General features: G+C 63.9%; 21 protein-coding genes. 3 read left to right on the plus strand and 18 right to left on the minus strand.

The window, feature by feature from the left end:
- Positions 1-12 precede the first annotated feature (12 nt).
- From CXY75_RS02175 to infC, 8 genes are all read right to left on the minus strand, one after another.
- Entirely contained in the window at positions 13-864 is an 852-nt protein-coding gene (locus CXY75_RS02175; RefSeq protein ID WP_104081227.1) for an amino acid ABC transporter permease, read from the minus strand.
- Complete coding sequence (locus CXY75_RS02180) at positions 861-1,508, minus strand: amino acid ABC transporter permease (protein WP_104081228.1); 648 nt, start codon at positions 1,506-1,508, stop codon at positions 861-863. Before CXY75_RS02180 ends, CXY75_RS02175 begins: the two co-directional genes overlap by 4 nt.
- 93 nt (positions 1,509-1,601) lie before the next feature.
- Positions 1,602-2,495: a glutamate ABC transporter substrate-binding protein gene (locus CXY75_RS02185; protein ID WP_104081229.1), complete on the minus strand. Its 894-nt coding sequence runs from the start codon at positions 2,493-2,495 to the stop codon at positions 1,602-1,604.
- A gap of 92 nt (positions 2,496-2,587) precedes the next feature.
- Complete coding sequence (locus tag CXY75_RS02190; protein WP_104081230.1) at positions 2,588-3,376, minus strand: amino acid ABC transporter ATP-binding protein; 789 nt, start codon at positions 3,374-3,376, stop codon at positions 2,588-2,590.
- A gap of 102 nt (positions 3,377-3,478) precedes the next feature.
- Complete coding sequence (locus CXY75_RS02195) at positions 3,479-4,279, minus strand: RNA methyltransferase (RefSeq protein ID WP_104081231.1); 801 nt, start codon at positions 4,277-4,279, stop codon at positions 3,479-3,481.
- Between the two features lie 140 nt (positions 4,280-4,419).
- Positions 4,420-4,812 carry a 50S ribosomal protein L20 gene (gene rplT / locus CXY75_RS02200; RefSeq protein WP_104081232.1) on the minus strand — a complete coding sequence of 131 codons (393 nt, stop codon included), beginning with the start codon at positions 4,810-4,812 and terminating at the stop codon, positions 4,420-4,422.
- 34 nt (positions 4,813-4,846) lie between these two features.
- On the minus strand, positions 4,847-5,041 hold the full coding sequence (gene rpmI / locus CXY75_RS02205; protein ID WP_092111710.1) for a 50S ribosomal protein L35: 195 nt from the start codon (positions 5,039-5,041) through the stop codon (positions 4,847-4,849).
- Positions 5,034-5,660, minus strand: coding sequence for a translation initiation factor IF-3 (gene infC / locus CXY75_RS02210; RefSeq protein WP_104081252.1), 627 nt, complete (start codon positions 5,658-5,660; stop codon positions 5,034-5,036). Before infC ends, rpmI begins: the two co-directional genes overlap by 8 nt.
- A gap of 289 nt (positions 5,661-5,949) precedes the next feature.
- Between infC and CXY75_RS02215 the strand changes: the two genes are divergently transcribed.
- On the plus strand, positions 5,950-6,315 hold the full coding sequence (locus tag CXY75_RS02215; RefSeq protein ID WP_104081233.1) for a DUF1844 domain-containing protein: 366 nt from the start codon (positions 5,950-5,952) through the stop codon (positions 6,313-6,315).
- A 78-nt stretch (positions 6,316-6,393) separates the two neighbouring features.
- Here CXY75_RS02215 and CXY75_RS02220 read toward each other — a convergent pair whose 3' ends face one another.
- The 8 genes from CXY75_RS02220 to CXY75_RS02255 all read right to left on the minus strand — a co-directional run bounded on the left by CXY75_RS02220 (position 6,394) and on the right by CXY75_RS02255 (position 16,461).
- Positions 6,394-7,182 (minus strand): DNA-formamidopyrimidine glycosylase family protein, encoded by a 789-nt coding sequence (locus CXY75_RS02220; protein WP_104081234.1) that lies wholly within the window; start codon positions 7,180-7,182, stop codon positions 6,394-6,396.
- A complete protein-coding gene (locus tag CXY75_RS02225) occupies positions 7,175-11,875 on the minus strand; it encodes an ATP-dependent helicase (protein ID WP_104081235.1) in 4,701 nt (1,566 codons plus the stop codon). Before CXY75_RS02225 ends, CXY75_RS02220 begins: the two co-directional genes overlap by 8 nt.
- A gap of 47 nt (positions 11,876-11,922) precedes the next feature.
- Entirely contained in the window at positions 11,923-12,762 is an 840-nt protein-coding gene (locus CXY75_RS02230) for an SseB family protein (RefSeq protein ID WP_104081236.1), read from the minus strand.
- Positions 12,762-13,508 (minus strand): bifunctional 1-(5-phosphoribosyl)-5-((5-phosphoribosylamino)methylideneamino)imidazole-4-carboxamide isomerase/phosphoribosylanthranilate isomerase PriA, encoded by a 747-nt coding sequence (priA, locus tag CXY75_RS02235; protein WP_104081237.1) that lies wholly within the window; start codon positions 13,506-13,508, stop codon positions 12,762-12,764. The genes CXY75_RS02230 and priA overlap by 1 nt, the downstream gene beginning before the upstream one ends.
- A gap of 126 nt (positions 13,509-13,634) precedes the next feature.
- Positions 13,635-14,267, minus strand: coding sequence for an imidazole glycerol phosphate synthase subunit HisH (gene hisH, locus CXY75_RS02240; protein WP_104081238.1), 633 nt, complete (start codon positions 14,265-14,267; stop codon positions 13,635-13,637).
- Positions 14,264-14,887, minus strand: coding sequence for an imidazoleglycerol-phosphate dehydratase HisB (hisB, locus tag CXY75_RS02245; protein WP_104081239.1), 624 nt, complete (start codon positions 14,885-14,887; stop codon positions 14,264-14,266). Before hisB ends, hisH begins: the two co-directional genes overlap by 4 nt.
- A 9-nt stretch (positions 14,888-14,896) precedes the next feature.
- Positions 14,897-16,030, minus strand: a complete 1,134-nt coding sequence (locus tag CXY75_RS02250; protein WP_104081240.1) for a histidinol-phosphate transaminase — start codon at positions 16,028-16,030, stop codon at positions 14,897-14,899.
- Between the two features lie 116 nt (positions 16,031-16,146).
- A complete protein-coding gene (locus CXY75_RS02255; protein ID WP_369826641.1) occupies positions 16,147-16,461 on the minus strand; it encodes a LysM peptidoglycan-binding domain-containing protein in 315 nt (104 codons plus the stop codon).
- 432 nt (positions 16,462-16,893) lie between these two features.
- On the opposite strand from CXY75_RS02255, the gene lexA reads away from it, so the two are divergent.
- Entirely contained in the window at positions 16,894-17,598 is a 705-nt protein-coding gene (gene lexA, locus CXY75_RS02260; RefSeq protein WP_104081241.1) for a transcriptional repressor LexA, read from the plus strand.
- A 299-nt stretch (positions 17,599-17,897) separates the two neighbouring features.
- Positions 17,898-18,098 (plus strand): hypothetical protein, encoded by a 201-nt coding sequence (locus CXY75_RS02270; protein ID WP_104081243.1) that lies wholly within the window; start codon positions 17,898-17,900, stop codon positions 18,096-18,098.
- Positions 18,099-18,119: 21 nt separating this feature from the next.
- Here CXY75_RS02270 and metE read toward each other — a convergent pair whose 3' ends face one another.
- Positions 18,120-20,477 carry a 5-methyltetrahydropteroyltriglutamate--homocysteine S-methyltransferase gene (gene metE / locus CXY75_RS02275; protein WP_104081244.1) on the minus strand — a complete coding sequence of 786 codons (2,358 nt, stop codon included), beginning with the start codon at positions 20,475-20,477 and terminating at the stop codon, positions 18,120-18,122.
- Between the two features lie 78 nt (positions 20,478-20,555).
- Entirely contained in the window at positions 20,556-21,521 is a 966-nt protein-coding gene (locus CXY75_RS02280; RefSeq protein WP_199182335.1) for a methylenetetrahydrofolate reductase, read from the minus strand.
- Between the last annotated feature and the right edge of the window lie 27 nt (positions 21,522-21,548).

Genomic DNA, 21,548 nt, shown 5'->3' on the forward strand with positions numbered 1-21,548 from the left:
GCTTCCGCTTGCCTAAGCGGCTTCGTTGACGAGTTGCTGCGCCCTGATGTTCTTGGCAGGACCACGCTTGGTGCGCACCTCGATGAACTTTGCAAGGCCCGCCAACAGCAGGCAGAGCGAGATGTAGATGGCTGCGACGACGATGGTAGACGGAATGATCGGCGACCCGAGTTGCACCTGTGTGCCATAGGACTTAGCCAGATACAGCAGTTCCTGGAAGGTGACGATGAAGCCGAGGGCAGTGTCCTTGAGCACGACGACGAGCTGCGACACGATCACCGGAGCCATGGCACGCAAGGCCTGAGGCAGCAGGATCATGCGCATGACCTGGGTCTTGGTCATTCCGATCGCGTAGGCGGCCTCGGCCTGGCCCTTCGGCAGCGATTCGATGCCGGCGCGAAACACTTCGGACAGCACGGAACCGTTGTACAGCGTGAGCCCGGTCACGACGGCGATGAAGGGGGTGACGAAGGTGTAACCGAGCGGCGGAAGGCCGTAGTACATGATCATGATCAGGATCAGCAGCGGAACAGCGCGGAACAACTCAACGAAGATATAGGTTGGAGCGCTGATCCATTTGTGCTTCGAGACCCGGCCGACCATGAGCAGCAGCCCGAGTGTCAGGCTGAGCACGGCGGCGAGGCCGAATGCTTTCAACGTGGCGAGAGTTGCTTCGACGATTTTGCCCTGCGCGTATGGAACGGTGAAGATGTTCCATTTTTGTGCGGTGAACTGGTCCGTCGCAATGAAGCGGTAGAGGATGAAACCAAAGATTGCGAGCACGACGAGCAGTGTGACCGCGCCGATGTAGCGGTGGCGTACGCGAGCTCGGGGGCCGGGAGCGTCAAACAACACGTTACTCATCGCAGCACCTTCAAACGGTTTTCCAGCATCCGCTGAACAAAAGACAGAACGGCCACGAGCAGGATGAAGAACAAGGCCACCCAGAGCAGCACGACTATAGCGGGTTCACCGCGTTCGGACAGGCTCGCGCGAATGTACCCGGCCTCGGCGACGGAGAAACCAGCGGCGACCGTGGTGTTCTTGAGCAGCGCGATGAACACGCTCATCATGGGTGGAATGACGGCGCGAAACGCCTGCGGCATCAAAATGTGCGACATGCTCTGGCCGAAGGTGAGCCCGATCGCACGGGCGGCTTCGGCCTGACCCAGCGGAACCGTGTTGATACCAGCACGGAGCGTCTCGGCGACATAGGTGGCGGTGTAGAGCCCCAACGCGAAGATCGCCAACGTGGTGTAGCTGACGTTGGGAAGATCAAGTTTGGGGTATCCGAAGGCGAAGAAAAACATGAGCAGGGTCAGCGGCGTGTTGCGCACGAGGTTGACGTAGCCGGTGCCGACCCAGCGCATGGGACCGACAGGGGAAACGCGCATGGCGCCGACGATGGTTCCAAGAAACAGGGCGAAGAGGGCGGACCAGAGGAACACCTGCAGCGTCAAAGTGAACCCGTCGACGAAGACGTCGAGGTTATTGAGCAGTGTGTCCATAGGCCAAACCCCTCCTTTCATTCTTGATGGTGGTGACTGTCAACGCGGGTCGGTGGCGGCGAGTGTGTCGCCACCGACCGTCACTCGGGGTGCTTAGTACGCGTCGACCGCGGGCTGCTCCACGACGGTGCCCGAGAGGCCCAGGGTTTCGTCGTAGATGGCCTGCCAGCTGTCGTTGCCGTTGGTGAACGTGTCGTTGATGAAGGCGCGGAGGGCGTCGTCACCCTTGGGTAGGCCGACGCCGTAGTTTTCGACCGAGAACGGTTCGCCGACGACCTTGAGGTTATCCGGATCCTGGGAGGCGTAGCCGATCAGGATGGCCTGGTCGGTCGTGACGGCGTCGGTCTGGCCATCCTTGAGCGCCTCAACACACTGCGAGTAGGTGTCGAAGGAATTGGTCTTCGTGTCGGGGAAGTTCGCCGTGATGTTCTGCAACGGCGTCGAGCCGGTCGCCGAACAGACGGTCTTGCCGGCGAGGTCGCTCTCGCTCTTGATCGCATCGTTGTCAGCGGCGACCAAAAGTCCCTGGCCCGTGATGAAGTACGGTCCGGCGAAGTCGATCTGCTCTTTGCGCTTGTCTGTGATCGAGTAGGTTCCGACGTAGTAGTCGATGTCGCCGTTGACGATGGCCGACTCGCGGTTAGCGCTTGGAATGGCCTTGTACTCGATCTTGTCCTGGGAGAAACCGAGCGAGGCGGCAACCCACTGGGCGATTTCGATGTCGAAACCGGTGCGCTCCCCGGTCGTCGCGACGAGAAAGCCGAGGCCGGGCTGGTCTTCCTTGACACCGATGACGACCTTGTCGGCCGACTTCATAGCGTCGTAGGTGGGGCTGCCGGTCAGGGAGACGTCGGTGGCGACCTCGAAAGCACCACCTGCAGCGGGGGCGCCGGACGATCCGGCGCCTGTAGTGTCGCCGCCGGAGCATCCGGCGAGAAGCAGTGCCGCCGTGGCTGCTGTGGCCAGGAGACTGAGTTTCTTGCGCATTGTGATTCCTTTTCTGGTTGGGAAGGGAGTTGTGGGGATAAGTTGTGGCGACCCTGTGGCTGGTGATTTTGCTCGAGTGGGTGTGCGCCGGGTTAGTGGTCGAGAATTTTGGACAGGAAGTCCTGCGCGCGCGCGCTCTGCGGGTTCGTAAAGAACTCCTCGGGTGAAGTCTCTTCCACGATTTCGCCCTCGGCCATAAAGATGACGCGGTCCGCAGCCTTGCGGGCGAAGCCCATCTCGTGGGTGACGACGATCATTGTCATTCCCTCATTGGCGAGGTCGACCATGACCTCGAGCACCTCGTTGATCATCTCGGGGTCGAGTGCACTGGTCGGCTCGTCGAGCAGGATGACCTTCGGATCCATGGCGAGGGCGCGCGCGATGGCGACTCGCTGTTGCTGCCCACCGGACAACTGGGCCGGCATCTTCTTGGCCTGGTTGGACACGCCGACACGCTCGAGCAGAGCCATGGCTTTCTTCTCGGCGTCAGCTCTCGACAGGCCACGCACTTTGATGGGACCGAGTGTGACGTTGTCCAGCACGCTCTTGTGCGCGAACAGATTGAACGCCTGAAAAACCATGCCGACATCAGCGCGAAGGTGCGCCAGGGCTTTACCCTCTTCCGGCAACTTCACACCGTCGATGGTGATCACACCGTCATCGATGGTTTCGAGGCGGTTGATGGCCCGGCAGAGGGTCGATTTGCCGGACCCGCTCGGTCCGATGACTACGACCACCTCGCCGCGGTTGACCACGGCGTTAATGTTCTTGAGAACGTGGAGTTCTCCATAATGCTTGTTGATGTTTTTAACGACGACTAGCGGTTCGCCCCGACGAACGGTGATATTCGAGGTGGCCGGGGACGAATCTGATGGCTCCATCCCCCCAACTTAGGTCAGAACCGCAGTTTAGGTGTGCAAAATGCCCGGACAGTAACGCATTTGTGACAGTCCGGGCATTGCGTATTTGTGCTAAGCAGCAGATCAGGCGCGCTGGGCGAACGCACTCTCATACAAACAAACGGATGCCGCTGTGGCGAGGTTCATCGACTCGGCTTCGCCGTAGATCGGCACGCTGATGCTGCGATCGACCCGGGCTAGGTCCTCGTCGGTCAGGCCGCGGGCTTCGTTGCCGAACAGCCACACGGTCGGAGCTGCAAGCAGGCCCGCGTTGCGGGCGGACAGCAGGTCGGAACCCTTAATGTCGGCCGCGAACAGCTGCAAGCCGGCGGAACGGGCGCGGTCGAGCACGTCGGAGAGGTCGGCCGCGATAGCTACGGGCAAGTGAAAAATAGAGCCGGTCGAGGAACGGATGACCTTGGGGTTGTATAGGTCGACGCTGCGACCGGTGAGGATAACGGCGTCCGCGCCAGCGGCATCCGCTGCCCGGATGATGGTGCCGGCGTTTCCGGGGTCGCGCACCTCTTCGAGAATGGCGACGAGCTTGGGTTCGGCGTTGAAGATCTTCTTCACCGAGGTAGGGAACTGGTGGCAGACAGCGACAAAGCCCTGCGGGGTGACCGTGTCGGCCATGGCCTCGAGCACCTCTTCGGAGACGAACTCCACCTCGACCTGGGCGTCTACGGCCTTCTGGGCCAGATCGGTGTAACGGTCGAGCGCGGTGGGCGTGGCAAAAAGCTCTACGACCAGTTCTGGACGGAAGGTCAGCGCTTCGGATACGGCCTGCGGGCCTTCGAGTAGAAACAGACCGGACTCAAGGCGCGCGTCGCGCTTAGAAAGTTTTGCGACGGCACGGACGCGCGGTGAACGTGGATTATCAAGCATGTTGATCAGCTTAGTTGCACAGAGTTTACTTGCAGAAAAGGAGCGGGCGACCAGGTCGCCCGCTCCGTACTGTTGCTACAGACTGCTCAGCACGTTCACGCCCAGGAGGCAGACGGTGCTGAACAATCGCAGATGATGCATTACGCCGTGACGGCGACCTTCGGTGCCGATGTGTCGGCGGGAAGGGCTGCCTTGGCGCTTTCAACGAGGGCGGCGAACGTCGCTGCTTCGTTGACGGCCAGATCGGCGAGGATACGACGGTCAACCTCGATGCCAGCCAGGCCGAGGCCCTGGATCAGACGGTTGTAGGTGAGGCCGTTCAGGCGCGACGCAGCGTTGATCCGCTGGATCCACAGGCGACGGAAGTCACCCTTGCGTGCACGACGGTCACGGTAGCTATAGGTGAAGGAGTGAGTGAGCTGCTCCTTCGCCTTGGTGACCAGGCGTGAACGCTGACCGCGGTAGCCCTTGGCGCGTTCGAGAATAACGCGGCGACTCTTGTGGGCGTTTACGGCCCTCTTTACTCTTGCCATTTTCTACAAATCCTTATTCGTTTGCGAGGTCTAATTACAGACCGAGAAGCTTCTTGATGGTCTTCTGATCCGACTTAGCCAGCACCTGGTCCTGGTTCAAACGGGACTTGCGCTGCGTGCTCTTGACCTCGAGGTTGTGACGAAGTCCGGCCTGCTGCTTCATGATCTTTCCGCTTCCGGTGACCTTGAAACGCTTCTTGGTTCCGGAGTGGGTCTTCATCTTAGGCATTCGGTTCCTCCTGTTTCGCTGCCTTATCGGCAACCTTGTCAGCCTTATCGGCGACCTTGTCTGCCTTCTCAGCAGCCTTATGGGCGTTGATCTCGGCCTTGGCTTCTGACTTGTTTTTCAACGGGCCAATCACCATGACCATGTTTCGACCGTCGATCATCGGAGTAGATTCCACGGAACCGTACTCGGCGACATCCTCGGCAAATTTTTGGAGCAGTCGTACGCCCTGATCGGGACGGGACTGTTCACGGCCACGAAAAAGGATCATGGCCTTGACCTTGTCACCGCTCTTCAGGAAGCCTTCGGCGCGTTTGCGCTTGGTCTCGTAGTCGTGCGTATCAATCTTGAGACGGAAACGAACCTCTTTGAGGATCGTGTTCGCCTGGTTGCGCCTGGCCTCCTTGGCCTTCTGCGCAGCCTCGTACTTGAACTTGCCGTAGTCCATGATCTTGGCCACGGGCGGCTTGGCTTCGGGTGCAACTTCGACGAGGTCGAGGTCGGCATCCTGTGCCAGGCGCAGGGCAACATCAATCGCCACGACCCCGACCTGTTCGCCGTTGGGACCAACGAGACGAACTTCGGGGACGCGTATACGGTCATTTGTACGGGGATCGCTGATGCGTCTCTCCTCTTTGTTAACTCCGTGATCACAACCAGACAGCGGATGCCGACTGGGGACGAAGAGAGGAAAATCACGCGATTTCCACACTAACTTTATCGTTATTGTGTTCCACACGGCACCCTGTCTACCCTCGCTCTGCCACCTTCCCGAGGGAGGCGGTAACGCGACGGCGGAGTGCAATCTACCCGGTAACCTTGATGTAGCGGTATGCGCGGGTGGGAGATTCTCCACTTTCGTACCGAGACTATTGTCTCGGAACCAAAGATTAGCCTAGCAGAGGAATGCAGTGAGCAATACTGATAAGCAGGATGCAGCTTTTGAGCAGGATGCGGCACAAGCGACACGCGACATTGCCGATGTGGCCGCAGTGGAGATCATCACCACGGCCGCTGTGCACCTGATGAGCGCGGCCGCCGTGAAGTGTGGACTCGCCGACGACCCCGACGCCCAGATCGACCTCGACGAGGCGCGCAAGCTCATCACGGCCCTCACCGGACTGGTCACCGCCGCAGCCCCGGACATCTCCAGCATTCATGCGGGAAGCTTGCGGGACGGCCTGCGTTCCCTGCAACTCGCCTTCCGCGAGGCCTCCGCCATTCCCGACGCGATCGGCGAAGGCCCGGGCGAGAAGCTCACCGGCCCGGTCAACTAACTTCCTTTTCTCCGGGCGGATGCCGCCGGTCACCCCGACCGGCGGCATCCGTTTTGCGCTTCCCGGCGATGGCGCGAGTCAGGTCTGGCAGCGCGGGCACCAGAAGGTGTTGCGCTGCTCGACATCACTGCGCCCGAGGGTGCTGCGTTGAATGGGGGTACCGCAGCGTCGGCACGCTTGGCCGCCTCGCCCAAAGACCCAGGTTTGGGCTCCGCGGCGCAGGTTGCCTGTGGTCGTGCGTTCATCGCGGTCTTTGTTGGCCAGGAGTAGGCGCCGGGCCAGTGCGACGAGTCCGGGCACGTCGGTGACCTCGGCCAGGGGCCGCGTTGGCAGTAGCCCACGCAGAAAGCAGAGCTCGTTGACATAAACGTTGCCGAGCCCGGCCAGGTTGCGCTGGTCGGCGAGGGCCAGAATGATTGGTTGTTCGGGGCGAGCAGCGAGGCGAGTGGCGGCCTCGGCGCGCTCACCTGCGCTCCATTCGGGGTCGAGCAGGTCGGGTCCGAGGTAGCCGACGACCTCAGACTCGGCCCGGGTGGGAACGAGCTCCAGCACACCGAGGTCGAACCCGACGGCGACCCAGCTTGGCGTCTGCAGCACGATGCGCGCCTGAAACGCCGGCCGTTGCCACCGGGTTCCCGGCCGGTACAGGTGCCAGGCACCCTCCATTTTCAGGTGCGAGTGGATGCTCGTCTCACCGACCCGGTGCAGCAGGTGTTTGCCCCGACTCACCACGCTCTGCACGGTCTGACCGGTGAGATCGACGGTCGCGAAGGCCGGCACGCGAATGTCGCAGCCGGTGAGGATGCTGCCGCGCAGGGCTTGGTCGAGGGTGCGGGCCGTGCGGTAGACGGTATCGCCCTCAGGCACGCAGCCTCAGCCCCTTCGGAGTCTCGGTGAACCCGGCGGCGCGAAGGGCCACCCCCACGTCGGTGCCGATGACGAACACGCCGTTGACCGTTTCGACCGCGATTTTCTGGATGCGGCCTGTCGTAACGAGGGTGGCCAGGTTCGCGGTGGCGGCCGTGAGTGCGGCCTCATCCGATTCCAAGGCAACCACCGTTTTGCCGCCGCGCTCGACGTACAGCACGAGGGCGCCGTCGACGAGCACGACGAGCGCGCCCGCCTTGCGGGCCGCACGGTGGGTGGTCTCGCCGGGAAGTGCCGGCCACGGCAGGGCAGCGCCGTAGGGGTTGGCCGGGTCGGTCGCGGCGAGAGTCACCACAGCCGGTTGCGCGGCCGACGAGTTGGAGACCCCGGCGGCGAAGGTGCGCAACCGGTCGATGGTGCCGCCGGTGGCGAACTGCGCGGCGCCGAGCCCTTCGATGAAATACCCACGCCGGCAGCGTGCCATCTCTTCGAATCCGGTCAGTGTGCGGTAGACCAGCGAGAATCCACCGATCACGCTCTCGGCCATCACCGCTCCGCGGGTCACCACTCCGTAGCGTTCCAGCAGGGTCTCCCCCAGTGCGTGCGCTCGGCGGGTCGGTGAATCGTCGGCCACCGGTAAAATCGACCAGCGACCGGACACCGTGGGTGGTCCGCTGCGGCTTGGTAGGCTCGGCCGGGGCATCGACCGCCCGCGATGCAGGCGGGCGCGTGGAACAGCTCGGCTCTGATGGTGGGCGGTGTGACCGCCGGCAAGGAGCGACCGTACCGGGGCGAAGGTGTCGTTGTTGACCAGCCCGGCCCAGACCAGGTCCCACAGCCCGTGCACCAATTCTGAATCATCCTGACTGCCGACGGCATCAGCGAGCTGTCTAAAGAAGTAACCACCACCACTGCCCAGGGTCGCCAGGATCTCCTGTTGCAGCGGCGTCACCTCGACAGCACTGGGCAGCGGAAGGGTGAGCTGCGCGGTTTCGGCGAGGTGCAGGCTGACCCAGCCGTCGTTGCCGGCCAGGGTTCCGGCGCCAGCCCAGAGCACCTCCCCCGCGTTGGTGAGCTCGTCGAGCATGCCAGGCTGATAATCGCTGACGCGCGCAGGCAGGATGAGAGTCTCCCACGCGGACGCCGGAATGCGCGCCCCCTCGAGCTGTTCCACAACGGATGCGACGCCGTCGATTCCGCGCAGTTTGCCTCCCACGTGTTGCCACACCGGCAAAAACCGGCCGATGGCCAGCTGGTCCACCGGCTCAACCTCGTGCCGAAGCGCCGCGAGGGAACGGCGGCGGAGACGGCGCAGCACTTCGGAGTCGCACCACTCGAGGCCGGTGCCGTTCGGTCGAAATTCGCCGGCCACGATGCGTCGGGCGTCGGCGAGCCGTCCGAGGGCGATCTGCACGACGGCGGTGCCGAGGCCGAACCGGTCGGCGACAGCATCCGTCGTGAACGGCCCGTGAGACCGTGCGTAGCGACTGACCAGATCACCGAGCGGGTCGCTCACCGATTCGGCGAAGGCAGCGGGAACGCCCAGTGGCAGGGGAACACCGAGGGCGTCGCGCAACCGGCTGGCGTCTTCGACCGCCGCCCAGCGATCTTCGCCGCCGATGCTAACGCGGATGGCTCGGCGGGCAGTGGCCAGCGCGAGCAATGCAGCCTCGGCGCCGGGCGCGTCTGACGGGGCGAGCGCGCCTGAAACGGCGGGCGCGCCGGGCGTGGGCGGCGATTCGGGCTGGGACGTCAGCATCCGGTCGGTGACCTCGCTGGCGCTGAGCGGGCCGAGGGTGCGCAGCAGATCGGCGACACCTTCGACGCCCTTGGCCCGGTAGTCGGCGGCGAGCCGTTGCAGTTCGCGGTCGGTCTGATCGATGACGGTCGGGTCGAGAAGTTCACGCAGTTCAACCCGGCCGAGCAGTTCGGCGAGCAGGCTCGAGTCAATCGCGAGGGCGGTGGCGCGCCGCTCCGCCAGCGGGGTGTCGCCCTCATACATGAAGGCGGCCACGTAGCTGAACAGCAGGGTGCTCGCGAATGGACTCGCGGTTTCGGTCGTGGTCTCCACCAGCCTTAGTTCGCGGGAGGCGATGTGCCGGGCCAGCCCCGTGAGGGCCGGCAGGTCGTAGACGTCTTGCAGGCATTCCCGCAGGGTCTCGAGAATGATCGGAAAAGTGGGGAATGTGCGGGCCACGTCGAGAAGTTGGGCGGCCTTTTGGCGTTGTTGCCAGAGTGGCGAGCGGGCGCCGGGCTTATAGCGCGGCAGGAGCAGCGCCCGGGCGGCGCACTCGCGAAATCGAGAGGCGAACAGGGCGGAGCCGCCGACCTCGTCGGTGACCAGTTGTTCGAGCTCATCGGGGTCGAACACGAACAGTTCGCTTCCGGGCGGTTCTGATTCGGTGTCGGGAATGCGCACGACGATTCCGTCGTCGCTCGCGACGCAGGAGCCGTCAATTCCGTAGCGTTCGCGAACGCGGGCGCTGACTGCGAGCGCCCACGGTGCGTGTACCGGCGTACCGAACGGGGAGTGCAGCACGACGCGCCAGTCCCCCAGTTCGTCCCGGAAGCGTTCGACCACGAGGGTGCGATCGGTCGGTAGCTGGCCGGTGGCCGCGCGTTGTTCGTCGAGAAAGGCCAGCAGGTTACTGATAGCGCGTGGGTCGAGGCCGCCCGCTGCACAGCGGTCTCTGGCTTGGTCGGCTGGCAGGCCGCCGACCTCGCGCACGAAGGCACCGATGGCCTGGCCGAGTTCGGCCGGGCGGCCGAGCCCGTCACCCTTCCAGAACGGCAGCCGCCCGGGCTGACCGAAGGCGGGCACGACCAGCACCCGATCGTGCGTGATCTCCTGAATGCGCCAGCTCGTGGTGCCGAGCGCGAAGACATCGTTCACGCGCGACTCGTAGACCATCTCCTCGTCGAGTTCGCCCACCCGTTTGCCGGTGACCTGCTCGCCACCAACCATGAATACCCCGAACAGACCGCGATCGGGGATGGTGCCGCCGCTGGTGACGGCCAGCCGTTGCGCGCCGGGGCGGCCGGTCAGGGTGCCGGCGTCGCGATCCCAGATGATGCGCGGGCGCAGTTCGGCGAACTGGTCTGACGGGTATCGGCCGGCCAGCAGATCGAGGGTGGCCTCATAGGCGGAGCGGGGCAGAGTCGAGAAAGGTGCACTGCGTCGAACGGTGTCAAACCACATTTCCACGTCAATCGGCTCAAGCGCACAGGCCGCGACGGTTTGCTGGGCGAGAATGTCCAGCGGGTTGGTGGGCACCCGCAGCGATTCGATGGCACCGGCCACCATGCGTTCGGCCGCGACCGCGGCGTGAATTAAATCGGCCCGATGCTTGGGGTAGATCACACCGCGCGAAATCTCACCCACCTGATGCCCGGCCCGGCCGAGCCGTTGTAGCCCGCTCGACACCGACGGTGGGGATTCAACCTGTACGACGAGGTCGACGGCGCCCATGTCGATGCCGAGTTCGAGACTTGACGTGGCGACGACACAGCGCAGCCGCCCCGATTTCAAATCGTCTTCAATGAACGCTCGCTGTTCCTTGCTGACCGAACCGTGATGCGCGCGCGCGAGCAGCGGTTCGGCTCCCGCACTCTGTCCGCTCGCGCCCATGAGCTCGGCGGGCGGCCTCAGCGCGGCAGGGGTTCCCATCGCGCCGACGTTTCCCTGCGCAACCGTCACGAGAGCGGATGCCTCAGTTTCGGCCAGGCGTTCGGCATAGATTTCGTTGAACCGGGCCGTCAGCCGTTCGGTGAGGCGGCGGGAGTTCGCGAACACGATGCTCGAGGAATGCGCGAGCACCTCGTCGACGATGGCCTCCTCGACGTGAGGCCAGATCGACCCGGTTTGAGGCGCAGAAGCTGACGTGACTCCCTCGCGCTGCGGAGCCGGCCCGAGGTCACTCATATCGTCGACGGGTACCACCACGCGCAGGTCGAATCGCTTCAGCGCTGGCGGGGCCACGATCTGCACCGGGGCGGCTCCACCGAGAAACCGCGCCACCTCGCTCTGGGGGCGCACGGTGGCGGAGAGCCCGATGCGCTGGGCCGGATGACTGAGCAGGGCGTCAAGTCGTTCGAGGGACACGGCCAGGTGGGCACCGCGCTTGCTCGCCGCGACCGCGTGTACCTCGTCGATGATGACCGTCTCCACGCCGCGCAGGGAGTCACGGGCCGCCGAGGTCAACATCAGAAACAGCGATTCCGGGGTCGTGATGAGAATGTCGGGTGGCGCCGTGACCAGCCGGCGCCGGTCGGCGGCCGGCGTATCTCCGGAGCGCACGCCGACTCTCACCCGTGGCGGCTCGAGGCCGAGTCGCTCGGCCGCGCGGGTGATTCCCACGAGGGGCGCTGTGAGGTTGCGTTCCACGTCGACACCGAGTGCCTTGAGCGGCGAGATATACAGCACGCGAGTGATGGGCATGGGGGCGCCGGGCACGCGAGTGATGGGCATGGGGGCGCCGGGCACGGCCGGGACAATCGATTCGCTGGCCAGCCGATCGATTGCCCACAGAAACGCGGCCAGGGTCTTGCCCGACCCGGTCGGAGCCACCACGAGGGCATGCGAACCATGTGAGATGGCATCCCACGCGCCCAGCTGCGCTGCCGTCGGCGCCGCGAATGCCTCGGTGAACCAGGCCCGAGCCGCCGGGGAAAATCGGTCGAGAACGTCGGTCATACGATTATTGTCACCCATCCTTCCGACATTCGTCTGGAGCGTAAATGCTAGGCCGAGGCGATGAGCTTGACGCGCAGCGAATCAACGCTGGTGGTGATGATCTCGCTCTCCGACCAGCGCGTGCCGAGCCGGCTGAGAATAGCGTCGAGGTCGAGTTGGGTGAGGCCGTCGACCAACTCGAGTTGAACGATCAGTTCGGGACCGGCGAGTTGTGCCAGAGGGTCGCCCGCCAAGAGCTGAACCGAGAGCACCGAGAGTTCCGTGGCGATTGATGCGGTGAAGGCGTCGGCGACGAAGTGGCTTGCATAGCTCGGGGTCCACGGCAGGGACTGCGCGATCGCCCAGAGCGCCGGTCGCCGAATAACAAATTCGCCCGGGGACGTCGGGTCGAGCACCACGAGATCGGTGTTCTCCTGCGCGGCGGCCAGGGCGACGCGCACGGCATCCGCTGGTACGGGTCTGGCGAGGGGATTCCACGCCGTCATGGCGGCGGTCGACGAGAAGGCCGGGAGCACGGTGCGGCCATCCGGGCCGGCTACGGTGATGATCGATAATTCCTGGGTCTTATCGATCGTCTGGCCGCGGGCGTTCACGGCCGCTTCGCCGAGCTTAGTCACCAGCGGAATGAGCAGCCTCGACGTACGGATGGCGTCGATGACGGTTTCCTCGCCGGCCTCCCTGGCCTGAAAGCGGGCGATGGCCGCGGTGAGGGCAGCTGGTGCTTCGCCGTCATCCCCGGCGTCGAGGTTGGCCTCGAATTCTCGGCCGGCCCACGGTTGGCCGGCGGAATCGGCCGTATTGGCTGGCTCAGTCGCGTCGCCCGGTCGCCCGGAGCCGGGCCGACCCGAGGGGTCTCCCGTTGAGCCGAGGTTTCGTGCCCCTGCCATTACGACCCCGAGACGTCCAGTGCTTCGGCCAGCGTGAAGGCGCCGGCGTAGAGCGCCTTGCCCACGATGGCGCCCTCGAGGCCCAGCGGCACGAGCTTGCGGAGCGCGTCGATGTCGTCGAGGCTCGAAATGCCGCCGGAGGCGATGACGGGCTTGCGGGTGCGGTCAAGCACCTGACGCAGCAGGTCGATGTTTGGACCCTGCAGGGTGCCGTCTTTGGTCACGTCGGTGACGACGTAGCGGGCGCAACCGGCCGCTTCAAGCCGTTCGAGTACCTGCCACAGGTCCCCGCCGTCCTGGGTCCAGCCGCGCGCCGCCAGCGTCGTACCGCGCACGTCGAGGCCAACGGCGACGGCCTCACCGTACTGAGCGATCACGCTCGCCGCCCATTCGGGGTTTTCCAGCGCCGCGGTGCCGAGGTTGATGCGTTTTACGCCGGTGGTCAGTGCCGCTTCGAGCGATTCGTCGTCGCGGATACCGCCGGAGAGCTCAATGTTCACGCCCTTGACTTGACGAATGACCTTCTTGATGACGCCGGTGTTGGTGCCGCGCCCGAACGCCGCGTCGAGGTCGACGAGGTGAATCCACTCGGCGCCCTGTCTGGCCCAGTCGGCCGCGGCATCGACCGGGTCCCCATAGTTGGTTTCCGTGCCGGCCTCACCCTGGGTCAGGCGAACCGCCTTACCGCCGGCAACATCGACGGCGGGCAGGAGGACAAGCCTCGGGGTCTTATTGAACTCGCTCATTGGTGTCCTTGATCGGTGCGGTCGCATGCTGCGGCCAATTTCCTGAGATGTAGCGGTGATGGTGACGTGACGGCAGGGCGAATTGTGAAGTGTAGGCGCGCCGATGATAACCCGCGCAGTGCGGTGTTACCGGTGCAGTGTGCCGATCCAGTTCTTCAACAAGCGGATGCCTGCCTCCCCAGATTTCTCCGGGTGGAACTGCGTGGCGCTCAGCGGGCCGTTTTCAACGGCCGCCAGGAAAGGAGCCCCGTGTTCTGCCCAGGTGAGCAGCGGTGCGGGAAACGGCGGCATGACGTCGAGGGTCCAGGACTGGGCGGCGTAGGAGTGCACGAAATAGAATCGCTCCTCCTCGATGCCCTGAAAGAGGGCGGAACCGGCATCGCTCGTCACGGTGTTCCAGCCCATGTGCGGCAGAATCGCAGCTGGCAGCTCGGTGACCGTTCCCGGCCATTCGCCAAGACCCTCCGTGTCGACCCCGCGTTCAACGCCGTGCTCGAACAGCACCTGCATCCCCACGCAAATGCCGAGCACCGGGCGCCCGCCAGCGAGACGCCGATCAACGATATCGTCCCCGCGCACCGCCTTGAGAGCTTTCATCACGGCGCTGAACGCTCCGACTCCCGGTACGACGAGGCCGTCGGCTTCAAGGGCAGTCTTGCGGTCGCTCGTGAGACTGACCTCAGCGCCGGCCAATTCGAGGGCCTTGACGGCGGAGTGCACATTGCCGGTTCCGTAGTCGAAGACGACGACTTTCGTCACAGGGCTCCCTTGGTCGACGGAATGCCATCCACGAGCGGGTCAAGGGCCTTAGCGAGTCGAAATGCGCGGGCGAAGGCCTTGAATTCGGCTTCGGCAATATGGTGCGGATCGCGCCCGCCGAGCACGGTAACGTGCACGGTCAAGCCGGCGTGAAAGGTGATCGCTTCAAAGACATGACGCACCATGGACCCGGTGAAGTGTCCACCGATGAGGTGAAATTCGAATCCGGCCGGTTCGCCGGTGTGCACTAGATACGGTCGGCCGGAGATATCGACGACGGCCTGGGCGAGCGCCTCATCGAGCGGAACCAGTGCGTCACCGTAGCGGGAGATGCCCGACTTGTCGCCGAGGGCTTGACGAATGGCCTGGCCGAGCACGATTCCCACGTCTTCGACGGTGTGGTGCACGTCGATTTCGATGTCGCCGGAAGCGCGCACCGTGAGGTCGGTTAGGGAGTGTTTGGCGAACGCTGTGAGTAGGTGGTCGTAGAACGGCACCGACGTACGGATGTCGCTGACGCCGGTGCCGTCGAGGTTCAGCGACAAATCGATGTTGGATTCACTCGTCTCCCGTTGCAGGTGTGCGACGCGGGGTGCGAAAGTGCCAGCAGATGAACTCATTGCGCTAGCTTATTCGGCTCGAGCCGACTCGGTTTGACCGGGCCGGTCCGTTCGGCCCAGACGAGCCAGAGCGTCAAGAAACAGAGACGTCTCATTTTCGGTGCCGGCGGTCACCCGCAAGTGTCCGGGGATGCCGACATCCCGAATGAGAATTCCCTCGCCCAGTAGCGCCTCGAAGGTCTCGTGCGGGTTGGCTACTCCCCCAAACAGTACGAAGTTGCTCCAGCTTCGGTGCGGAGCATAACCCAGTCGTTCCAGCTCGACCATGAGTCGGTCGCGCTGCCTCCGAATGTCATCAACCATCGCGAGCATCTCGGCGCTGTGGGCGAGGGCCGCGTTCGCTGCCGCCTGGGTCAGGGCGGAGAGGTGGTACGGCAGTCGAACCAAGCGCAGGGCATCCGCTATAGCAGGATCGGCGGCCAGGTACCCCACCCGCGCACCGGCGAAGGCGAAGGCCTTGCTCATTGTGCGAGAAACTAGCAGGCGCTCTCGACCGGGTAGCAGAGTGAGAGCGCTCGGGGTACCGGCGGGCGCGAATTCTGCGTATGCCTCATCGACGACGACGATGCCATCAGTTGCGTCGTAGACCGCTGCGATGGTCTCCAGTGAGAGCGGCGTGCCCGTTGGATTGTTCGGCGAGCAGAGAAAGACGATGTCGGGGTTGGTGCGCGTAACTTCGCTCACCGCTGTGGCCGGTGACAGCTCATAGTCGGCGTCACGGGTACCGGCGATCCAGGTAGTGTCGGTTCCCGCTGCGAGGATCGAGTACATCGAATAGGTCGGAGCAAAGCCGAGTAGGCTGCGGCCCGGGCCACCAAAGGCTTGCAGCACCTGCTGGAGCACCTCATTGGAGCCGTTGGCCGCCCACATGTTCTCGGCACTGAGCCTGTTATCGGCACCGAGGCCCTCACCAAGGTACCGGGCCAGCGCCTGACGCAGCGCGGTGAATTCACGGTCGGGATAGCGATTAACCGAACGGATGGCCTCGGCCAGGCCGGCGAGAATGTCTCGGGCCACCGCTTCGGGGATGGGATGCGTGTTCTCGTTCACATTCAGCGCCACGGGAACCTGCAATTGCGGAGCACCATACGGCGTCAGGCCTTGCAGGTTGGTACGGAGGGGAAGATCTTCAAGACTGGTCACTTGTTCTATGCTACGGCCCCTTCGCTGCGCAGAAGATCTCGCAACACTGCGCGTTTAGGACGCGAACTCCCACCTCTGTCGTAGTGCGCCCACAAATACGCCGCTCGGGCGCAGTACTAGTTGGTGGGAATTTCGAGCCGCTGACCGGGCTGTAATGTTTCGACCGACAGCGCGTTGATGCGCTTGATATCGGCGACGACGTCGCGCGGATCGGCTGACGGGTTGATCGTTTCGGCGAGGTCCCAGAGTGTTTGACCGGGCTCTACCGTAACGAATCGCGCTGAGCCGACGTCAGTCGGTGAGTACGCCAGGGTCGCGACCAAGCCGGATTCGGTCGTGTACGACATAAGATCGATGCCGGTCGCGGAACCAGACGCTCCGGCGGCTCCCCCATTGGTGGCGAACGCAACGGCACCGAGTACGAGCGGCACGGCCGCCAGTGTCGTAAGGACAAGACGGCCACGTTGGGTGAGACGAAGACGGGTGACGGGTGTAGCGGGTACTGCGCTTGCTGATGAACGCAGTGTTGCTGTTGAACTGAACGATGCTGAACTAAGCGCTGCTGTGGTCATGTCAAACCTCCAAGGTTGGCGGGCTGCAAGTCTCGTATCCGGCCATCGGCCGGGACGACCGGATACGAAACTATGTTCCGAATATAACTTCGAACAATCGAACATGCAAGCTTTTTAATGCCTCAGCCCCAAAAAAAGCGCAACACACTCGAATAAGTGTTTGTTTCAGGGAATCGGAATGGATAAACTTTCGATAGAACAATTGCTTGATTCACACTCAACCAGACACCACCGACATTCCCGCAAAACGTGCTCTGCGACCGCGCGGGACCGACTCAAGGAGCGCTCCTCGTGACCCAAAACACCAGCGGTACCCGCGACAAGGGCGGCACTCGGCGCCGCAAAAGCTTGAGCCAGCGCCAACTCGCCATTCTCGACGTTATTCAGCGTTCCGTGAGCTCACGCGGGTACCCGCCAAGCATGCGCGAGATCGGTGACGCCGTCGGTCTCGCCTCACTGTCGAGCGTGACCCACCAGCTCAACCAGCTCGAGCTCAGCGGCTATCTGCGCCGCGACCCGAATCGGCCGCGTGCACTTGAAGTGCTCATCGAAATTCAACGTGCACCCGAAGACGTCGGCACCGGCGATCAAGACAGTTTCCACCCGGGCGTGCAGGTCGGCGATGCCGCAATGGTGCCCCTGGTTGGTCGCATCGCGGCCGGAATCCCCATCACGGCCGACCAACAAATCGACGAGATCTTTCCGCTCCCCCGCCAGTTGGTGGGCCAGGGCGACCTGTTCATGCTCAAGGTCGTCGGCGAATCGATGATTGATGCCGCAATCTGCGACGGCGACTGGGTGGTTGTGCGTCAGCAAAAGACCGCGGAGAACGGCGAAATTGTCGCGGCGATGCTCGACAATGAGGCCACGGTGAAGGTGCTGCGCAAGCGTGACGGCCACACCTGGCTGCTACCGCGCAACAGCAACTTCGAGCCGATCGTTGGCGACTTCGCCGATATCCTCGGCAAGGTCGTCGCGGTACTGCGTTCGGTCTAGTTCCCTGCAGGCGCGGCAGGTCCCCGGTCATGCCGGATCCACCCCGACGGGGACTTGTTACGCAGTTCTAACGGTTCAAACATGTCATGCGACAGCGCGCGCGCTGGGTACGAGGCATGCTCGAAGGGATCCGGGCGGTGCCTCCGTGGCGTCAGAAGCGTCCACTGGTGGGACACCTTGCGGGTATCAACCTGTTAATCCCTGTGCTCGACATTGGAAACGCCCATATCTGGTTACCCGGCCTGGTGCTCTTCGTCGTGTTTTGAAACCCCACTGTCGTCTCCCTGTGGGCCCTCACCGTGAGCCCCGCGACACTGATCATCTATGGCGGGCTGCGTCGGTACCAACGTCTGCGGGTCTTCGGCCCGCTCGACCTGTTCGTGCGCAAGAACCGACACGGCTACCTGTCGTTCCTGCTCTTTTGTCAGGTCTTCTGCTCCACAGCCGCCCTTCTGGGCTATGCGCGGTTCATCGGGGGAACCGCCCGTCGATGGAAATAGCGGCGCCCCCGATGCATCTGATCACGCGGTAACGGATGCTCCAATGCGCTCGCGCACGACCCGGGTTGCGGCAAGCATGTTCTGCAGCGACTGCACGGTCTCGTCGTAGCCGCGCGTCTTCAGTCCGCAGTCGGGGTTCACCCAGACCTGGCGTTCTGGAATGGATTGCAGTGCCGTGTCGAGCAGGGTCGTCAACTCCTCAACGCCGGGAACCCGTGGAGAGTGGATGTCGTAAATTCCGGCACCAATACCGTGGTCGAACCCACCAGCCTCGATCTCACGAACAACTTCCATGCGCGACCTGGCCGCTTCGATACTCGTGACGTCGGCATCCAGGTTGCGGATGGCCTCGATGACGACTCCAAATTCCGAGTAGCAGAGGTGGGTGTGAATCTGGGTCGCATCCGCTACCCCAGCCGTGGCAAGCCGAAAGGAGCCGACCGACCAATCCAGGTAGTCAACGTGGTCCTTCTTCTTCAGCGGGAGCAATTCGCGCAGGGCCGGTTCGTCGACCTGCACGATTTTGATGCCCGCAGCCTCGAGGTCGTGGATTTCATCGCGAAGGGCAAGGGCGACCTGGCGTGCGGTGTCGCCGAGGGGCTGGTCATCGCGTACGAACGACCACGCCAGAATCGTCACCGGTCCAGTCAGCATGCCCTTGACCGGCTTCGACGTGAGACTCTGCGTGTACACCGACCAGTCCACCGTGATCGGCGCCGGACGCGACACGTCACCCCACAAAATGGATGGCCGTGTGCAGCGGCTGCCGTAGGACTGCACCCAACCGTTCTCGGTCACGGCAAAGCCATCGAGATTTTCGGCAAAGTACTGCACCATGTCGTTGCGTTCGGGTTCGCCGTGCACGAGCACGTCGAGTCCGATCTCCTCTTGCAGGGCCACAACTCGGGCAATCTCGGCGCGCATCAGGTCGCGGTAGCCGTCAGCCGCCAGAGTTCCCTGCAGAAACTGGGCGCGGGCGCGTCGAATGTCCGCGGTCTGCGGGAAGGATCCGATCGTAGTCGTTGGCAGCGGCGGAAGCTGGAGCGCCGCGTCCTGGGCGCTTAGCCGATCGGCGTAGTCGCCACGGGTGAAATCGGCGTCGGTCAGCGTGGCGGCGCGGGCTCGCACAGCGCCATCTTGCACCCCGGGAGCATTTAGCCGTGATTCCAAGGCGGTAGCGGCCTCGGCCAACGATTCCGTAATCGCGGCCCGTCCCGCGGTGAGGCCGAGCGCGAGGGTGGCAACCTGGCCAACCTTCTGATCGGCGAAGGCCAACCAGTTGGTCAGCCCGCCCGGCAACGAGGTCTCATCGAGCACATTGTGGGGCACGTGCAGCAGTGAGGTCGACGTGGAAACCGTGACGGATTCGGACAGTGCGCGCACGCCCTCGGCGCTCGCGAATGCGCCGGCCAGGTCGCCGCGCCAGATGTTGTGTCCGTCGATCACGCCGGCAACGAGGGTCTTGCCGGCCAGCCCGGGTACCGCCTGGGGCAGGGTGCCCCGCACCAGGTCGAGGCCGATGGCCTCAACGGCGGTGGCGGCGAGTACCGGCAGAGCGTCATCGAGGCTGCCATAGGGCGCCGCGACGAACAATGCCGGACGGTCGGTGAGCCGCCCGAGCACCCCATAAGCGGATGCGACGGCCGTCAGCGTGTCGCCGCGCGGCACATCGATCGATTCGCTGACCAGTCCCGGCTCGTCGAGCTGTACCCACTCGGCACCGGCATCCGCTAATCGAGTGAGCAGCGCGGCATAGACGGGAATGAGGTCATCCAGCCGCGATAGCGGGGAGAAACCGGCCGGCGCCTCATCGCTGGCCTTGCTGAGTAGCAAAAACGTGACCGGGCCGACGAGAACCGGGCGGGTAAGGAACCCGGCCGCTTTGGCTTCGAGGAACTCCCGCACGATGCGGTCGCCAGCGAGTGAGAAAGCGGTCTCCGGGCCGATCTCGGGCACCAAGTAGTGGTAATTGGAGTCAAACCACTTGGTCATTTCTAGCGGAAGGTTCTCCCCCTCTCCGCGAGCCAGGGTGAAGTATCCGGCCAGGTCGAGGGTTCCGTCGGTGCCAACGAGCGAGGCGAACCGGGCGGGAATCGCGCCGACGGCGACGATGGTGTCGAGCACCTGGTCGTAGAACGAGAACGATTCCGGGATTGACGAGTCGCTGCGACCCAGTCCGAGGTCGCTGAGCCGATCCCGCGTGGCGCTGCGGAGGTCGGCGGCTGCGGCTTCGAGGGCTGCGGTGTCGATCGCTCCAGACCAGAATGCTTCGATGGCTTTCTTTAACTCGCGCCGTCGCCCGATGCGCGGGTAGCCGAGGATGGTGCCGGTCGGAAAGGAAGTCGTTGATGAGGCGCGTGATGCGGGCGAACTGGGCATGGAAATTCCTTCACTGGAGCATTGAGAGCGGTTCGGATCAAACGTGGTGGGGGCCTCGCGCTCGATCGAGCGCGAGGCCTAGGGCATGGAAGCGGGCACCGGCAATGCCCCGCATCCTTCGAGCACTGACAGCACGGTGTCGTGCTGATTGAAGGCGTAGAGGTGGAGTCCGGGGGCACCGCCAGCGAGCACGTCCCGGCCGAGGCGCACGGCATGGTCGACGCCGATCTGACGCTGTCCTTCCTCGGTCGGCTCGATCTCGAGGGCGATGGAGAGTTCAGCGGGCAGCTTCTCGCCGGAAAGCTGCAGAATGCGGCGCAACCGGTTCGGGCTGGTCACGGGCATGATTCCGGGAAGAATGGGAAAGAGCACCCCGGCGGAGCGAGCCCGCTGGATGAAGCTGAGGTAGTCGTCGGCGTGGAAGAACAGTTGGGTGATGCCGAGGTTTGCCCCGGCTGCTTGCTTAGCCAACAGGGTGTCGATGTCCTGGCTGGTCGACCGGGAGTTGGGATGGCCGTTTGGGAAGGCCGCGACCCCGATGCGCACCTTGCTTCGTTCGGTTTTCACCCCGCGGGCGCCGGGCAGGCCCGGAATCACCGTCTCGGTGTATGGCACCCGTTCGGCCTGTACCCGGTGGATGAGCTGCACCAGCTCGCCGGCGCTGGACAAGTCCCCCAAAAAGGTGTTGTCGCCTTCGACTGCACCCCGCGGGGCATCGCCGCGCACGGCCAGAAAGCTGCGAATTCCGGCGTCGAGGAACTCCCGAATGAGTCGGCTGGCCTCCGCGTGCGACGAGCCGACGCAGGTGAGGTGAGCCATCGCATCCACTTGTGTGTGGTCCTTGATGTAGCGAAGAACGTCGAGCGAGGAGTTGCGCGACGAACCGTTGGCACCGTAGGTGACCGAGATGAATTCGGGACCGGCCGCGGCCAGATGGTCGATGGTGCGCGTGAGAGCGGATGCTGCGGCCGCCGATTTCGGCGGATATACCTCGAACGAGAACGCCGGGCGGGCGTTACACGCGGAAATTCCTATCGCGGTCATTGTTCCTCATTTGGCAGAAGCGGTACA

Origin of the sequence: Cryobacterium sp. Y11, from assembly GCF_002929535.1 — a bacterium.
Lineage (GTDB): Bacteria > Actinomycetota > Actinomycetes > Actinomycetales > Microbacteriaceae > Cryobacterium.

What these genes read in the sequence shown, in the direction of transcription:
- CXY75_RS02195 (WP_104081231.1), bottom strand. Translation starts at nt 4,279, where the DNA reads ATGCTTGATAATCCACGTTCACCGCGCGTCCGTGCCGTCGCAAAACTT.
- rpmI (WP_092111710.1), bottom strand. Translation starts at nt 5,041, where the DNA reads ATGCCTAAGATGAAGACCCACTCCGGAACCAAGAAGCGTTTCAAGGTC.
- CXY75_RS02180 (WP_104081228.1), bottom strand. Translation starts at nt 1,508, where the DNA reads ATGGACACACTGCTCAATAACCTCGACGTCTTCGTCGACGGGTTCACT.
- CXY75_RS02190 (WP_104081230.1), bottom strand. Translation starts at nt 3,376, where the DNA reads ATGGAGCCATCAGATTCGTCCCCGGCCACCTCGAATATCACCGTTCGT.
- CXY75_RS02225 (WP_104081235.1), bottom strand. Translation starts at nt 11,875, where the DNA reads ATGACCGACGTTCTCGACCGATTTTCCCCGGCGGCTCGGGCCTGGTTC.
- priA (WP_104081237.1), bottom strand. Translation starts at nt 13,508, where the DNA reads ATGAGCGAGTTCAATAAGACCCCGAGGCTTGTCCTCCTGCCCGCCGTC.
- CXY75_RS02175 (WP_104081227.1), bottom strand. Translation starts at nt 864, where the DNA reads ATGAGTAACGTGTTGTTTGACGCTCCCGGCCCCCGAGCTCGCGTACGC.
- CXY75_RS02230 (WP_104081236.1), bottom strand. Translation starts at nt 12,762, where the DNA reads ATGGCAGGGGCACGAAACCTCGGCTCAACGGGAGACCCCTCGGGTCGG.
- metE (WP_104081244.1), bottom strand. Translation starts at nt 20,477, where the DNA reads ATGCCCAGTTCGCCCGCATCACGCGCCTCATCAACGACTTCCTTTCCG.
- CXY75_RS02185 (WP_104081229.1), bottom strand. Translation starts at nt 2,495, where the DNA reads ATGCGCAAGAAACTCAGTCTCCTGGCCACAGCAGCCACGGCGGCACTG.
- hisB (WP_104081239.1), bottom strand. Translation starts at nt 14,887, where the DNA reads ATGAGTTCATCTGCTGGCACTTTCGCACCCCGCGTCGCACACCTGCAA.
- CXY75_RS02280 (WP_199182335.1), bottom strand. Translation starts at nt 21,521, where the DNA reads ATGACCGCGATAGGAATTTCCGCGTGTAACGCCCGCCCGGCGTTCTCG.
- rplT (WP_104081232.1), bottom strand. Translation starts at nt 4,812, where the DNA reads ATGGCAAGAGTAAAGAGGGCCGTAAACGCCCACAAGAGTCGCCGCGTT.